Source organism: Kribbella sp. NPDC005582 (assembly GCF_040605415.1).
In the GTDB taxonomy this organism is placed as follows: domain Bacteria; phylum Actinomycetota; class Actinomycetes; order Propionibacteriales; family Kribbellaceae; genus Kribbella.
This window is the reverse complement of record NZ_JBEXCU010000001.1, coordinates 449605-463422: the sequence shown is the minus strand read 5'-3', so window position 1 is coordinate 463422 and position 13818 is coordinate 449605. Positions and strand designations below refer to the sequence as shown.

Sequence of the window (13818 nt, the reverse complement as noted above, 5' to 3'; positions counted from 1 at the left end):
TCACGCGGCGGCTTTGTGGAGGCGGGGCTCGGCTTGGGCGAGTACGGCGGTGAGGGCGACCGGCGGGTGGTTCCAGAGGATTTCGGCGCGGGCGTTGTGCAGGGCCGGCCAGAGACTGGCGGCCCAGGCGACCTCCAGTTCATCCGGTGTGAACTCGCGTTCCTCCTGATAGGCAACGAGAAACGCCTCCGAGCTCTCTAGCGGTGCGAGCGTCGGCACCTCCGTGCTGGCGAACGCTCCCGCGGCAGCACCGACCAGGGCGGGCTCGGGTAACCACGCCACGCTGTCCCAGTCGTGTACGACGTGGGGCGTGTGCCCGTGCCATCGCAGGTTCTGGGCTTCCCAGTCCGCGTGCCCGAGGATGCGCGGCATCGAGCCGGCCTGGCGCAGTCGCCGCCGTGCCCGAATGGCGATCGCGACCAGGTCCGCTCGGAGGGTTTCCGCGCCTGGGCGGCTGTCGTGCACCGGGTTCGGCGGCCACTGGCCTGGACCACCGTGGTCCCAGTGCACCCACTCCGGATTGGGCAATGGGGGCGGCAACTGCAGTCGGCGGGTCACCTCGGTCACCGCGGCATAGAGCCGCGCCGAGCGCGCCGCCGTACCGGGGTCGTTGCCGCGAGCAACCTCACCACCCGGCCGCCACTCCTCGGCATGCACCGCCCGGCCGTCCGCGACGGTCACCCCGGTCAGCACCCGAGCACACGGCAACCCGGCCTCGCTCACTGCCCGCTGCACCGCCAAACAAGTCGCCACGCGGCCGCCCGCATCCGGCCGGGCCTTCACCATGACTTCTCGGCCGTCATTGAGCCGCAGTCCCCACACCTGGCTCATCACCGAAGCGGCCAGCAACACCTCAGCCGGCTGAGTCCCCAACTCCTGCTCACACCACTCCACCAGCCACGGCTCGAGAGGCATCGGATCAGGAGGCGATGCGTTCGCGAGTACGGCGGGGAGTGGGTCCGGCTGGTGGGTTGATCTCGGTCCACACGTCGTCGAGGGAGAGACCGAGGACGTCGGCGATCGCGGCGATGGTCGGGAACGCGGGGGTGGCGACGCGGCCGGACTCGATTTTGCGCAGCGTCTCGGGTGAGACGCCGGCGTCGAGGGCGGTGTCGAGGATGGAACGGTCGCCGCGGGCGCGGCGCAGCAGCGCGCCGAGACGCTGTCCGCGCTCGATCTCGGTGGGGGTGAGCGGCAACCTGACCATGGTGGGATTATAGTACCGGTATAGTTATTGGTTCCACGAGAGGGACGCCCCCGCATGATCGAGATCCTGAGCTCCACCGAGCTCGTCAAAGCCCGCAAGACCGGCGCCCTGGTCGGCACCATCCTGCAGACCCTGAAGAGCCGGACCGCGGTCGGTACCAATCTGCTCGACATCGACCAGTGGACCAAGGCGATGATCGCCGACGGGGGCGCGCAGTCCTGCTACGTCGACTACGAGGCGTCGTTCGGTCGCGGGCCCTTCGGCCACTACATCTGTACGGCGGTCAACGACGCCGTACTGCACGGCAAGCCGGCCAACTACACCCTCGCCGACGGCGACCTCCTGACCCTCGACCTCGCCGTACTGCTGGGTGGAGTGGCCGCCGACGCCGCGATCAGCTTCGTCGTCGGCGAGACCCAGCCCGCCGAGAGCCTCGCGATGATCGCCACCACCGAGCGCGCCCTCGCCGCCGGCATCGCCGCCGCCCAGCCCGGCGCCCACCTCGGCGACATCTCGCACGCCATCGGCACCGTCCTCACCGCCGCCGGCTACCCCGTCAACACCGACTTCGGCGGCCACGGCATCGGCTCGACCATGCACCAGGACCCCCACGTCCCCAACACCGGCCGCCCCGGCCGAGGCTACAAACTCCGCCCCGGCCTCCTCCTCGCCCTCGAACCCTGGATCATGCAAGACACCGCCGACCTCGTCACCGACCCCGACGGCTGGACCCTCCGCAGCGCCACCGGCGCCCGAACCGCCCACACCGAACACACCATCGCCATCACCCCGGACGGCCCCGAGATCCTCACCCTGCCGGACGGCGAGTAGTCCGAACCCGCCGCTGCGTTCGGCGAACCGCCCCCACTCACCAACCTCAGTAGCAGCCGGTCCTGCGCGCTCAGCCGCCGGCCCGCGACAGCCCGGAACGGCAGTTGGTGAGTGGCGCAGGTCCGCCAACCCAGCCGCCGCGGAGCGGTGTCCCTACTTCGGGGCTGAGGTGGCCCGGATGTGGAGCTCGGTGCGGAGGGTGACGGTGGAGGGTGGGCGGCCGGGGGTGGCTATGCGGTCCTTGAGGAGGGTGCCGGCGGTTCGGCCGAGTTCGTACGTCGGTTGGGCGACGGTGGTGAGGCTGGGGACGACGAGGTCGGCCCAGGGGATGTCGTCGAAGCCGACGATGGCGATGTCGTGGGGGGCGCGGAGGCCTCGCTGGGCCAGGCATTCGAGGGCGCCCACCGTCATCAGGTTGTTGGTGGCGAAGAGGGCTTCGGGGGGTTCGGGGAGGGCCAGCAGGGATTCCATCGCGGCGTAGCCGCCGGCTTCGCGGAAGTCGGCGTGCCGGACGAGGTCCTTGTCGTAGCGGATGCCGGCGGCTTTGAGGGCGGAGCGGTAGCCGGCCAGGCGGTCCATCGCGGTACTGACCTTGCGGGGGCCGGTGATGCACGCGATCCGCCGGTAGCCGCCGTCGATGAGGTGTTTGACGCCTTCGTGGGCGCCGTGTTCGTTGTCGACCAGGACGGTGTCGGCCTCGACGCCCTCGACGCGGCGGTCGATCAGGACCATCGGCGTCTTTGCCTCGGCGAGCTGCTGAACACCTTCGGCGGTCGAGGTCGGCGAGATCACCACGCCCGCCATCTGCTCGGTCAGGACAGCCGACGCGTACGCCGCTTCCTTCGCCGGATCCTCGTCGGAATTACACAGGACGACGTGGTACCCCTCGGTCTGCGCGACATCCTCGAGCCCGCGGACCAGCGACGTGAAGAACGGGTTCTCGATATCGGAGATGACCACGGCCCACAGGTTCGTCCGGGACTTCCGCAGGTTCCGCGCGACGCCGTTCGGCCGGTAGCCCAGCTCGGCGACCGCAGCGCGGACCTTCTCCGACAGCTCCGGATCGACGTTGCGACGCCCACTCAGCACCCGGGAGACCGTCGCCGGGGACACGCCCGATCTACGCGCGACGTCGTAGATCGTCGTCATACCCGCCCCCTGCCGGAGATCGATTGGCCGTCTGGATCGCACTCTAACCCCGATCCGACGCAAAGGATCTCATGACGAGCCGGGCTCCAGCAGGGCGAGCGCTGCGGCGCGGGCGGGAGCTGAGGCGGCGGCGCCGTTGACGGTGGTGGAGAGGGCGCCGGCAGCGTTGGCCAGGCGTACGGCGGCGACCAGATCGGCGCCGGAGGCGAGGGAAGCGGCGAGGGAGCCGCAGAAGGCGTCGCCGGCGCCGACGGTGTCGACGGTCGCGACCAGGTGCGGTTCGATCCAGACCTCGGCGCCGGAGGAGCGGTCGACGACGAACGCTCCCCGCGCCCCGAGCGTCACCACGCATCCGCGCAGGTCCCACTCGTCCGCGAGTTTGCGGGCGATCACCGGTACCTGCGTCTCGTCGTCGCAGTCCAGTCCGGTCAGCGCAGCCGCCTCGACCTCGTTCGGCACCAGGATGTCGACATCCGCCATCAACCGCGGCTCGATCGGCCCGACCGGTGCCGGCGTGAGGACCGTCGTCACCCCAGCCGCTGCCGCGATCCGCAACGCTGTCTGGCTGGCCGCAACCGGCAACTCCAGCTGAACACTGAGCACTCGACTCGAAGTCAGTACGTCGGCCGCCGCCTCCACGTCCGCCGACGTGATCGCAGCGTTGGCCCGCGACACGATGATGATCGAGTTCCCGCCGTCCGGCAGCACGAGCGGAAGCCCGACCCCGGTCCCGAGCGACGGATGCCGGACGATCCACGACGTGTCGACCCCGTCGGACTCGAGCAGTTCGACGAACTCCTCGCCGTACCGGTCGCTGCCGATGGTCCCGACGATCGCGGTCCGCGCGCCCATTCGAGCCGCCGCGATCGCCTGATTCACGCCCTTCCCGCCGAGGTGCTCGGCGAACCCGGTCCCGTGCAGCGTCTCGCCGGGCAGCGGCCGCCGGTCCGCACTCGCGACCAGATCCTTCATGAACGATCCGAGCACGCAGACGTCGTACCTCATCCGTCCTCCCCGAGCAGACGCTTGCCCAGGGCACCGGACGGGTGGAACCGGGCGAAGTCGTGCTGGCTGAACTCCCGCAGTACGACGAGCGCACACGCCAGCGCATCGCCCATCGCCAGCGACGCCGTGGTCGACGCGGTCGGCGCCAGGTTCAGCGGATCGGCCTCGCGCAGCACCATCGTGTCCAGCGTGTACGTCGACAGCCGGGCCAGCGTCGACTCCTCGCGACCGGTCATCGCGATCACCGGGATGCCGCGGTCGCGCAGCATCCGGGCGAAGGCACAGACCTCGGCCGTCTCGCCGGACGCCGACAACGCCAGCACGAGATCGCGATCGGTGACCGCGCCCGAGTCGCCGTGCAGTGCGTCCCCGGAGTGGATGAAGGTGGCCGGCGTCCCGGTACTCGCCAGCGTGGCCGCGATCTTCCGCCCCACCAGCCCGGACTTCCCGAGACCGGTCACCACGAGATGCCCACGGCAGTCGGCGACTGCCATCAGCACATCGAGGAAAACCCCGTCGAGCCGATCCGCGAGGGCCGAGACGGCGGCGGCCTCGGTCTCGATCGCCGTCCGCGCTGCCTGCAGCCCGCGGGCCACCCGATCCGGCAGCACTGGCATCCCACGCCTCACAATCAGAAATCGATTTCCAAGAAGTAGGCGCAGAGTAGGGAGTGCGGCTGCGCAGTGTCAACGGCTGGATCGCGCTGGAATCCCTTGCAGGTAGACCAATACTGAGGGTCCAGGCTGGATCGAGGATGGCTCTGGTCTTGACCGACTTCAGTCTCAATCGTAGATTGCGAGAAATCGATTGCCCACCTCTGGAGCCGGCTGATGGTTGCCACCCCTGTCCCTGCCCGCCTGAGCCGCCGTACGTTGCTCGGTGCCTTTGCCGCGGTGCCGCTGCTGTCGGCCTGTGGCGGGTCGTCCGGCGGCGACGGCAAGGAGCTGTCGTTCTGGAACTTCTACGGCCCGTCGGACGACCAGGGTCCGCAGAGCAAGTGGTTCGTCTCGGTCGTCGACGAGTGGAACAAGAACAACGACGTCAAGGTCAAGCTGCGCTACATCCCCGGCAAGGACTATCTGAACGGGACCACCCTGCAGACGGCCTTCCAGTCCGGGCAGGGTCCGGACATCTTCCTGATCAGCCCGGGCGACTTCCTGCGCTACTACAACGGCAATGTCCTGCAGGACCTCGGGCCCGCGCTGTCGGCCGAGTCCAAGGCCGACTACCTTCCCGGCTTGCTCGAGGCGCGCAGCGTCGACGGCAAGGTCTACGGACTGCCGATGGAGATCGAGCCGCTGGCCATGTACTACAGCGAGACCGCGTTCGAGAAGGCCGGGCTCTCCGAGGCCGACCTGCCGAAGACCTGGGACCAGACGCTTGCGGTCGCCGAGAAACTCACCGGCAAGGACCGGTACGGCGTGATGTTCGAAACGCTGCCGGGCTACTACCAGAACTTCACCTGGTACCCGTTCCTCTGGCAGGGCGACGGTACGCCGATCAAGGACGGCAAAGTCGCCTTCGATTCGCCGGCCGCCGTCCAGGCGTTGAAGTTCTGGCAGGACACGATCCAGAACAAGGTCGCGCCGCGCAAGGCGCTCGGCGACGGCGGTGGTGATGTCGTCTCGAACCTTGGTTCCGGCGCGGCTGCGATGCAGCAGAGCGGAATCTGGGCGGTTGCGGATCTACGCGGCAAAGCGAAGAACTTCAAGTACGGAATCATTCCGCACCCGACTCCGGCCGGCGGCAAGCCGGCGACCGACCTCGGCGGCTGGGCGTTCGTGGCCAACTCCAAGGGCAAGAACCCGGAAGCGGCGGCGAAGTTCATCGCCTGGGCACTCGGCTCGACCGACGCAGCCGGGATCGAGCGGCAGCGGCAGTGGAACACCGTGGTCAAGACCAACGTCCCACCCCGCAAGTCGGTCCAGGCGGCCGCCGACGCCAAGGGTGCGTTCGACGACGGCGCACTGAAGAAGTTCGTCAGTGAGATCGCGCCGACCGGCAAGCCCGAGCCGCGGTTCCCACCGGAGGTCTATCAGCCGATCGCCGACGCGATCCAGGCCTGTCAGCTGAACGCTGCCGACCCGGCGAAGGCCGCGGCCGACGCGGCGGCCCGGATCGACACGTTCCTGCAGACCTACCAAGGCGCCCCGATCAGCTGATGGCTCGCAGGCGTGAGATGACGAGAAAGCGGCGGGAGGCGCTGGCGGCGTACGCGTTTCTCGCACCGGACACTCTTGGTTTGCTGACCTTCGTCGCGCTGCCGATGGTGCTCGCGTTCGGCGTCGCGTTCTTCAAAGTCGATGGCTTCGGCAACTATCAGTACGTCGGTCTGGCGAACTACAAGCTGATGGGCGGCGACGACCAGCTACTCGCTTCGCTGAAGGTGACCGCGACCTACGTGGTCACCTTCGTCCCGATCGCGTTCGTGGTCAGCTTCGCGCTGGCGATGCTGGTCCGCAACCACTTCAAGGGGATCGGCTGGGTCCGGGCGGCGTTCTTCCTGCCGAACGTGGTCAGCCTTGTCGTGGTCGGTCTGATCTGGCAGTTCCTGCTGGTCGACAAACGCGGCGCACTGTCCAAGCTGCTCGCACCCCTCGGCCTCGGCGACGTCTCCTTCCTCGGTACGCCATCCCTTGCCCTCGGCACCTATGTCGTGATCAGCGTGTGGTTCCTGATGGGCTACCAGATGCTGGTCTTCCTGGCCGGTCTGAAAGATGTCCCGAAGGAACTGGAGGATGCCGCCGAGATCGACGGCGCGAGCGCATGGCAGCGGTTCCGGTTCGTGATCTGGCCGCTGCTCCGTCCGACCAGCTTCTTCGTCGTGGTGAACTCGACGATCGGCGCGGTCACCGGACTGCAGGCCTTCGACCTGGTCTTCGTGCTCACCAAAGGCGGTCCGGCGCGCGCGACCAGCACGGTCGTGCTCTACATCTACGAGCAGGCCTTCACCTTCAACAACATGGGGTACGCCGCCGCGCTGACCACCGTGGTCGTTGCGGTCCTGGTGCTGTGTACGGGCCTGATGTTCGGAGTCACCCGGGGAGGACGCTTCGATGAGGATTAGAGTCCTGCCGATCGTGGCGCACGTGCTCGCGATTCTCGCGGTGTTGCCGCTGCTCTGGATTGTGATCAGTGCTCTCAAACCGGCCGAGGACGTCTTCGACTTCGGCTGGCCGAGCACGTGGACGCTGGACAACCTGCAGTACGTGCTGCTGAAGATCCCGATGCCGCGGTTCATGCTGAACTCGGCGATCGTCTCCGTGACGGTTACCGTGATCGCATTGTTCTTCCACTCGATGGCGGCGTACGCGCTGGCGCGGTTGCGGTTCCCGGGCCGCGGAATCATCTTCTCCGGGATCATGTCGACGCTGCTGGTTTCGCTGCCGGTGATTCTGGTCCCGCTGTTCCTGGTTGCCAAGCAGCTCGGTCTGCTGGACAGCTATGCCGGCTTGATCATCCCGAGCATCTTCCATGCCTTCGGCATCTTCCTGCTCCGGCAGTACTACCTGAACATCCCGCGGGAGCTGGAGGAGGCCGCTGACCTCGACGGCTGCGGCTACTGGCGGCGGTACTGGAGTGTCATCTTGCCGCTCAGCCGTCCGGTGCTCGCTTCCCTTTCAGTGCTGTTCTTCCTGGCCAACTGGAACGCGTTCCTCTGGCCGCTGACCATCACCCGGAACCCGGACCTGCGCGTCATCCAGCTCGGTGTCTCCGGCATGCAAGGGCAGTACGCGTCGGCGTGGAACCTCATCCTGGCGGCGGCCGTGATCGCGGCGATCCCGACGGTCGTGGTCTTTGTGGCGGGTCAACGCCGGCTGGTCGATGCGATGAAGACCACCGGTCTCAAGTGAGTGCGGCGACCATGCGTTGCCGGGCTCGGTAGTAATGGACCGGCTCGAGCACTGGGCGGTCGAAGCGCAGTGTGCGGTCCGGATCGAGCAGGTCCACCGCGGCATCCCTCCCGAGCCGCGCCCGGACGGCTTGGAGCGCGCGGTGGTCCCACATCGCTTGGGCGAACACCCGGTGCCGGAGCGACGGCCACGGCGTACCGTCTGGGCCGGGGTAGACGATGAACGGATCACCGGATGGGAACGTGTCGCCGGCTGAGGTCTCGGTGAACGGGTCGACCTGACGGACGGAGTACTGGGTGTACCAGAAGTTGAAACCCCAGTGCAGGAAGCCGTCGACGCCCGCTGCGAAGAGCTGGTGGCCGATGGCGCGGTTGCGGGCCGAGGGCATCCCGATGAAGCGGTTCGCGACGTCTTTGTTCTGGCTGACGCAGTAGTAGACCCACAACTGTTCCGGTCGCTCGGCCAGGAAGGGCTCGACGTGGTCGGTCGCGACGACCGGTACCTCGACGGCGCCTGAGGTCCAGAACGAGTGCTCGCTCAGAGCGTCGACAACAGTCCAGCCCTTGAGTAGATCGGCGACTACAGCCTTCGCCGCTAGGTAGCTGGTGAGGCCGTCCTCGCCGGACGGTTCGTCGGAGATGTGGAAGACCACGTGCTCGCGATCCCACTCTTCGTCGAGCACTGTCTGGAGTGCGGGTAGCAAGGCTTGCATCAGCTGCCGGTACTGCGGATCTGTCGCGTCGACGTCCCAGCCGAAGGCTCGCTGGTCGTTCACGACGATTCCGGGCGTTGCCTGGGCGCCCCACTGGGTGAAGAGGTGTGCGACCTCGACACCGGTGATTCCGTTGCGGCGGCAGAGCTCGAGCCAGCGCCGCAGCTTGTCGAAGCCGAAGCGGTAGCCGTCGTCGGTGCTCGTGATGTCGATCAGCTGTACGACGGTGCGGTACGAACCGACTGCCGTGTCGAGAGGTGGTGTCCAGACCGGAGTGAGCAGCGACGTGGCGCCCATCTCCGCTGCTGAGGCCATGAAGCGGTCGATGAGGGTCCAGTGCTCTTCGCTGAACACGTCAACGCGGTAGTGGTCAGCGAGTGCGTCGACGTGCATCCAGTGGCTCGACACGATGTCGAGTGCGGGTAGCTCGATGGCGGTGAGCTCGACGGTGACTGGCTGGCGGTGTAGCTCGGTTCCGTTCTGGGTTACTACGACAGTGAGCTCGTGGTGGCCGGCTCGTGCAGGGTCGGTGGTGGTGACGTCGAACCACAGCGCCGCCCACTCGCCGGGGCGCACCGGAGTCTCGCCGTTCGGGAGGGGGCGCAGCACGTCCGGATAGTCGCCGGGTTCGTCCCAGTCGTAGCCGGCGTCGTGGTCGGGGAAGGCGAGGAAGGAGCAGTGGACCAGCTCCACGCTCGACACCGCGACCAAGTCGGCCGCCGCCCCTTCAACCCGCACCCGCACCGAGCTCGCGCCCGCGCCGGCCCCTTTTACTCCCGCCTGCGGAGCGCACGCCTCCGCTGGTGCGCGGTAGGCGAGCTGGAAGGACGCCGGCTCGCCGAGGAACGCCTGGAAGTGAGCTGGCGCCGTCCGGTCGCCAGCAGGGCTGGTTGACGCCGGGCGCTGCTCCTGCGCGGGGTGCACTTTGGCGAGCGCGTCACAGAGTACGAACGTCCACTGCGCAGTCATGCCTACATCATTCAGATGCGAGCATCAATGCGCAACGGTCAGGGGTAGGGGAGGAGCTCCGGGGCGGGACCGGCGATCGGAGTGGGGGAAGGGCGGCCGGCGTACCAGGCGGTGAGTGCGGTGAGGGTGCCCGTGAGCACGTGGTCCTGGCCGGTGCCGTTCTCCCAGAGCGGGCCGTCTGACGGCTGCAGGATCAGGTGGACGCCGTCGGGCGTGCGGGGGCGGAGGAACTCGAGCAGGTGGGCGCAGAAGGGTGCGGGCCAGTCGTCGGGTGTGGAGCTGAGTCCGAGGTCGCTGGTGTGGATGACCAGCTCGCGCCAGGTGGCGTCGATGCCCTGGGCCAGGGTGCTGTTGCGGTGGAGGATCGGCCGGGACCAGTCGTCCGGGCCGACGCGGTCCCAGGCTGCCAGGAGAGCGGCGACGGCTTCGTTCAGGTCCGCGGTGAGCTCTGCGGCCGGGCGGTGGGCGCCGGCTTCGATCTCGGCGTCACGGGCGGGCCGGCCGCCGTCGTACACCTCGATGAGCTCGCCGCGCAGCGCGTACTCGACCTGTCGGGTGAAGGCGCGGGAGAAGTTGGCCAGGTGGGTGATCACGTGCCCCCGGGACCAGCCGGGCAGTACGGAGTCACCGCGAGCTGTGGACTCGTCCAGCCCGTCCACCAGCGTGCTCAACCGAGCCGCGGCGGTCTTCACGTCGCTCAGGGCCACAAGCGCTCCTTCGTCCAGGTGTCGGTCAGGCGGTACCGCAGGCGGAGGTGGCGGCGGTCCGCGTCCGCCTGCCAGAACTCAACCTCGTCTGCTTGCAGCGTGTACAGCGTCCAGTTCGGCGCGACCAATCCCGGGTCGGCGGTCAGACGCTCAGTCTGCTCGGCGACCGCGGCCTCAACTTCGGCCGGGTCCTCCAGTACGTCGCTCTGCCGCGCCGCCGACGCCATGGCGCGGGACGACACCGGCCGGGCCAGGAAGTCGCGTGCCGAGTCCTCTGGGGCAGCCGGCGCGACCCGGCCGAGGATGCGCACCTGGCGGCCGAGCGGAATCCAGTAGAACGTCAGAGCGGCGTACGGCGTCGCAGCCAGCTCAGCGCCCTTCGCGCTGGTGGACGTGGAGCCGAACTGCCAGCCCTCCGCGGTCACGTCCTTCAAGATCAGCACTCGCGCGTTCGGGTGACCGTCCGCGCGGACCGTGGACAGCGTGACCGTCAGCGGCTCCGGCACCTGCTGGTCCACCGCCGTCATCAGCCAGTCGACGAACAGCTCGTGCGGCGTCTCCGGGGCCTGCGCCGGATCGAACTGCAGGGGAGTCCCGGTCAACGTCGGTACGGCGCGCAGCCGGGTCCGCAGGTCAGTCACATCCACGACCCTAAGTCAGAGCGAGATCGAAAAAACTGGGGGTCGGCGTGGTTAGCCTTCGGGTATGACGGTGGCGAGGTTCAAGGACCTGTGTATCGACGCGAACGCGATGAGCCCGATGGTGACGTTCTGGTCCGGGGTGCTCGGACTGACCGTTCCGGCCGACAACCCGACCGTGCTGCTCGGCGACACGCCCGAGAAGACGGTCTGGATCAATGCGGTCGACGATCGGCGGACGGCGAAGAACCGTGTGCACCTCGACGTGCACACGGCGTCGATCGACGACCTGGTCGCGGCCGGGGCGACCGTGCAGGCGGAGCACTCGCACTGGACCGTGCTGACGGACCCGGAGGGCGGGGAGTTCTGCGGCTTCGTGCGGGAGCGCGTCCCGGCGTACCGGTTGATGGAACTGGTGGTGGACTCGGCCGACCCGAAGGAGCAGGCCGAGTGGTGGGCCGGCGTGGTCGGTGGCGAGGTCGGGAAGTCGGCGGACGACCCGTGGTACTGGCTGGAGAAGGTGCCCGGGCTGCCGTTCGCGTACTGGGTGTTCGTGCCGGTGCCCGAGCCGAAGACGGAGAAGAACCGCGTGCACTGGGACGTCACGGCACCCGCGCTGCAGCCAGTGCTGGACGCCGGCGCCACGCTGCTGCGGCCCAAGGACGACGAGATCGGCTGGCACATCTGCGCCGACCCCGAGGGCAACGAGTTCTGTGTGTTCATCCAGCATTGACCCCATGACTCTCGACTTGACCCTGTCCGGGCCTGACCTGACCGAGGCGTTGGTGAACATCTCGTCGGTCAGTGGGACCGAGGAGCCGTTGGCCGACCAGGTCGAGGCGGCGCTGTCGGCGTACTCGCATCTGAAGGTGTTCCGGCACGGGAACACGGTGGTGGCGCGGACCGACCTCGGGCGCGCGGAGCGGATCGTGATCGCCGGGCATCTGGACACGGTGCCGCTGAACGACAACCTGCCGGCGCGGCGCGCGGACGGGCTGATCCACGGGCTCGGGGCGTGCGACATGAAGGGCGGGGTCGCCGTCGGGCTGCGGCTCGCGGCCACGCTGGCGGAGCCGAACCGCGACGTCACGTACGTGTTCTACGACTGCGAGGAGATCGAGTCGGAGCGGAACGGGCTGTTCAAGCTGACGCAGTCCAACCCGGAGCTGCTCGAGGGCGTGTTCGCAGTCGTAATGGAGCCGTCGAACGCCGTGGTCGAGGCGGGCTGCCAGGGGACGATGCGGATCGAGGTCACCACCCGGGGCGAGCGGGCGCACTCAGCGCGGTCCTGGATGGGCCGCAACGCGATCCACGCGGCCGGGGAGATCCTCGCGCGGCTGGCGGCGTACGAGCCGCGGCGGGTGCCGATCGACGGGCTGGAGTACCGCGAGGGGCTGAACGCGGTCGCGATCACCGGCGGGGTCGCGGGCAACGTCGTACCGGATCTGTGCACGGTGGAGATCAACTACCGGTTCGCGCCGAGCCGGTCCGAGGCGGAGGCCGAGGCACATCTGCGCGAGGTCTTCGAGGGGTTCGAGATCGCGGTGACGGACTCCGCGCCCGGTGGGCTGCCCGGGCTGGAGCGCCCGGCCGCGGCCGCGTTCCTGCAGGTGGTCGGCGGCGAGCCGAAGCCGAAGTTCGGGTGGACGGACGTGGCGCGGTTCACGCTGCTCGGCGTACCGGCGGTGAACTACGGGCCCGGCGATCCGCTCTATGCGCACAAGCAGGATGAATTCGTGCCGGAGGCCGACATCGAGCTGTGTGAACAGCGGTTGAGGAGTTGGTTGACCGGCCCGGTCTGACCGGGGTTCTGCCGTGGCCACGCCCTAACCTGGGGGCATGGCAGACGAACCTTCGATCCACCCCGACCGTCCGGTCGGCCACCAGCAGCGCGGGCCGGTCGTGATGCGGCGTAACCAGGTGCAGCAGTCCACGTCCGAGCAGCGGCTGCTGGACAGCCGCGGGCCTTCGGACTGGGTGCACACCGACCCGTGGCGGGTGCTGCGGATCCAGTCGGAGTTCATCGAGGGGTTCGGCATGCTCGCCGAGCTCGGTGCGGCGATCAGCGTCTTCGGGTCGGCCCGGACGAAACCCGACGACCCGATGTACGAGGCCGCCGAGGAGCTCGCGCGCAAGCTCGTCGCCGCCGGGTACGCCGTGATCACCGGCGGCGGCCCGGGCGTGATGGAGGCGGCGAACAAGGGCGCCTCCGAGGCCGGCGGGGTCTCGGTCGGGCTCGGGATCGAACTGCCCTTCGAGAACGGCCTGAACGAGTGGGTCGACATCGGGATGAACTTCCGGTACTTCTTCACGCGCAAGACGATGTTCGTGAAGTACGCGCAGGGATTCGTGGTGATGCCGGGCGGGTTCGGCACGCTCGACGAGCTGTTCGAGGCGCTGACGCTGGCCCAGACGCGCAAGGTGACGTCGTTCCCGGTCGTCCTGTTCGGTACGTCGTACTGGGGCGGGCTGGCCGATTGGCTGCGCGAGACGATGCTCGCCGACGGGAAGATCTCGGCGGCTGATCTCGACATGTTCACGATCACCGACTCCGTGGACGAGGCGGTGAGCTACATCGTCAAGGCGGCCGAGCTCGCCGACGCCGCGGCGGAGGAGGCTGCCGCGACCGCCGCCGATCAGGTCGCCGAAGCCGAGAACCCAGCCGCCCGGGAACGCCGCGAGGAGCGCCGACTCGGCTCGGACGGAAGCTGAAAAGACCCGCCGATTGTGCGGGTGACTCGACCGG

Annotated in this window: 15 protein-coding genes; 7 read left to right on the top strand and 8 right to left on the bottom strand. The window is 68.5% G+C overall.

All coding sequences use genetic code 11. From position 1 onward, the window contains the following. Together ABZS29_RS02220 and ABZS29_RS02215 are read right to left on the bottom strand one after the other, a co-directional pair. Positions 1-915: a hypothetical protein gene (locus ABZS29_RS02220; RefSeq protein ID WP_355457727.1), complete on the bottom strand. Its 915-nt coding sequence runs from the start codon at positions 913-915 to the stop codon at positions 1-3. Between the two features lie 4 nt (positions 916-919). Next, a complete protein-coding gene (locus ABZS29_RS02215) occupies positions 920-1207 on the bottom strand; it encodes a helix-turn-helix transcriptional regulator (RefSeq protein ID WP_355457725.1) in 288 nt (95 codons plus the stop codon). 54 nt (positions 1208-1261) lie between these two features. Here ABZS29_RS02215 and map point away from each other — a divergent pair, with 54 nt between their 5' ends. Then, positions 1262-2038: a type I methionyl aminopeptidase gene (gene map / locus ABZS29_RS02210; RefSeq protein WP_355457723.1), complete on the top strand. Its 777-nt coding sequence runs from the start codon at positions 1262-1264 to the stop codon at positions 2036-2038. Positions 2039-2191: 153 nt separating this feature from the next. Here map and ABZS29_RS02205 read toward each other — a convergent pair whose 3' ends face one another. From ABZS29_RS02205 to ABZS29_RS02195, 3 genes are read right to left on the bottom strand one after another with little or no spacing between them, the layout of a single operon-like run. Next, the gene (locus ABZS29_RS02205; RefSeq protein WP_355457721.1) at positions 2192-3229 is read right to left on the bottom strand and encodes a LacI family DNA-binding transcriptional regulator; all 1038 of its coding nucleotides are present in this window, start codon (positions 3227-3229) and stop codon (positions 2192-2194) included. Positions 3230-3256: 27 nt separating this feature from the next. Further along, positions 3257-4192 (bottom strand): ribokinase, encoded by a 936-nt coding sequence (locus ABZS29_RS02200; RefSeq protein WP_355457719.1) that lies wholly within the window; start codon positions 4190-4192, stop codon positions 3257-3259. After that, the gene (locus ABZS29_RS02195; RefSeq protein WP_355457717.1) at positions 4189-4809 is read right to left on the bottom strand and encodes an SIS domain-containing protein; all 621 of its coding nucleotides are present in this window, start codon (positions 4807-4809) and stop codon (positions 4189-4191) included. Before ABZS29_RS02195 ends, ABZS29_RS02200 begins: the two co-directional genes overlap by 4 nt. 213 nt (positions 4810-5022) lie before the next feature. Between ABZS29_RS02195 and ABZS29_RS02190 the strand changes: the two genes are divergently transcribed. From ABZS29_RS02190 to ABZS29_RS02180, 3 genes are read left to right on the top strand one after another with little or no spacing between them, the layout of a single operon-like run. Further along, positions 5023-6354: a sugar ABC transporter substrate-binding protein gene (locus ABZS29_RS02190; RefSeq protein WP_355457715.1), complete on the top strand. Its 1332-nt coding sequence runs from the start codon at positions 5023-5025 to the stop codon at positions 6352-6354. A 17-nt stretch (positions 6355-6371) separates the two neighbouring features. Beyond that, positions 6372-7259 (top strand): sugar ABC transporter permease, encoded by an 888-nt coding sequence (locus ABZS29_RS02185; protein ID WP_355457713.1) that lies wholly within the window; start codon positions 6372-6374, stop codon positions 7257-7259. Continuing rightward, complete coding sequence (locus ABZS29_RS02180; protein ID WP_355457711.1) at positions 7249-8046, top strand: carbohydrate ABC transporter permease; 798 nt, start codon at positions 7249-7251, stop codon at positions 8044-8046. The genes ABZS29_RS02185 and ABZS29_RS02180 overlap by 11 nt, the downstream gene beginning before the upstream one ends. Here the strand turns inward: ABZS29_RS02180 and ABZS29_RS02175 are convergent. Genes ABZS29_RS02175 through ABZS29_RS02165 form a run of 3 tightly spaced genes read right to left on the bottom strand, consistent with a single transcriptional unit; the run spans position 8039 to position 11075 of the window. Continuing rightward, positions 8039-9727: a DUF4091 domain-containing protein gene (locus ABZS29_RS02175; RefSeq protein ID WP_355457709.1), complete on the bottom strand. Its 1689-nt coding sequence runs from the start codon at positions 9725-9727 to the stop codon at positions 8039-8041. The two genes, ABZS29_RS02180 and ABZS29_RS02175, sit on opposite strands and share 8 nt — an antisense overlap. Positions 9728-9765: 38 nt before the next feature. Further along, a complete protein-coding gene (locus tag ABZS29_RS02170; RefSeq protein WP_355457707.1) occupies positions 9766-10434 on the bottom strand; it encodes a maleylpyruvate isomerase family mycothiol-dependent enzyme in 669 nt (222 codons plus the stop codon). Then, entirely contained in the window at positions 10425-11075 is a 651-nt protein-coding gene (locus tag ABZS29_RS02165; protein WP_355457705.1) for a pyridoxal 5'-phosphate synthase, read from the bottom strand. Before ABZS29_RS02165 ends, ABZS29_RS02170 begins: the two co-directional genes overlap by 10 nt. A 64-nt stretch (positions 11076-11139) precedes the next feature. On the opposite strand from ABZS29_RS02165, the gene ABZS29_RS02160 reads away from it, so the two are divergent. From ABZS29_RS02160 to ABZS29_RS02150, 3 genes are read left to right on the top strand one after another with little or no spacing between them, the layout of a single operon-like run. Next, positions 11140-11805, top strand: coding sequence for a VOC family protein (locus ABZS29_RS02160; protein ID WP_355457704.1), 666 nt, complete (start codon positions 11140-11142; stop codon positions 11803-11805). A gap of 4 nt (positions 11806-11809) precedes the next feature. Continuing rightward, positions 11810-12874 (top strand): succinyl-diaminopimelate desuccinylase, encoded by a 1065-nt coding sequence (gene dapE, locus ABZS29_RS02155; RefSeq protein ID WP_355457703.1) that lies wholly within the window; start codon positions 11810-11812, stop codon positions 12872-12874. Between the two features lie 37 nt (positions 12875-12911). After that, a complete protein-coding gene (locus ABZS29_RS02150) occupies positions 12912-13784 on the top strand; it encodes a TIGR00730 family Rossman fold protein (protein WP_355457701.1) in 873 nt (290 codons plus the stop codon). Positions 13785-13818: the final 34 nt, after the last annotated feature.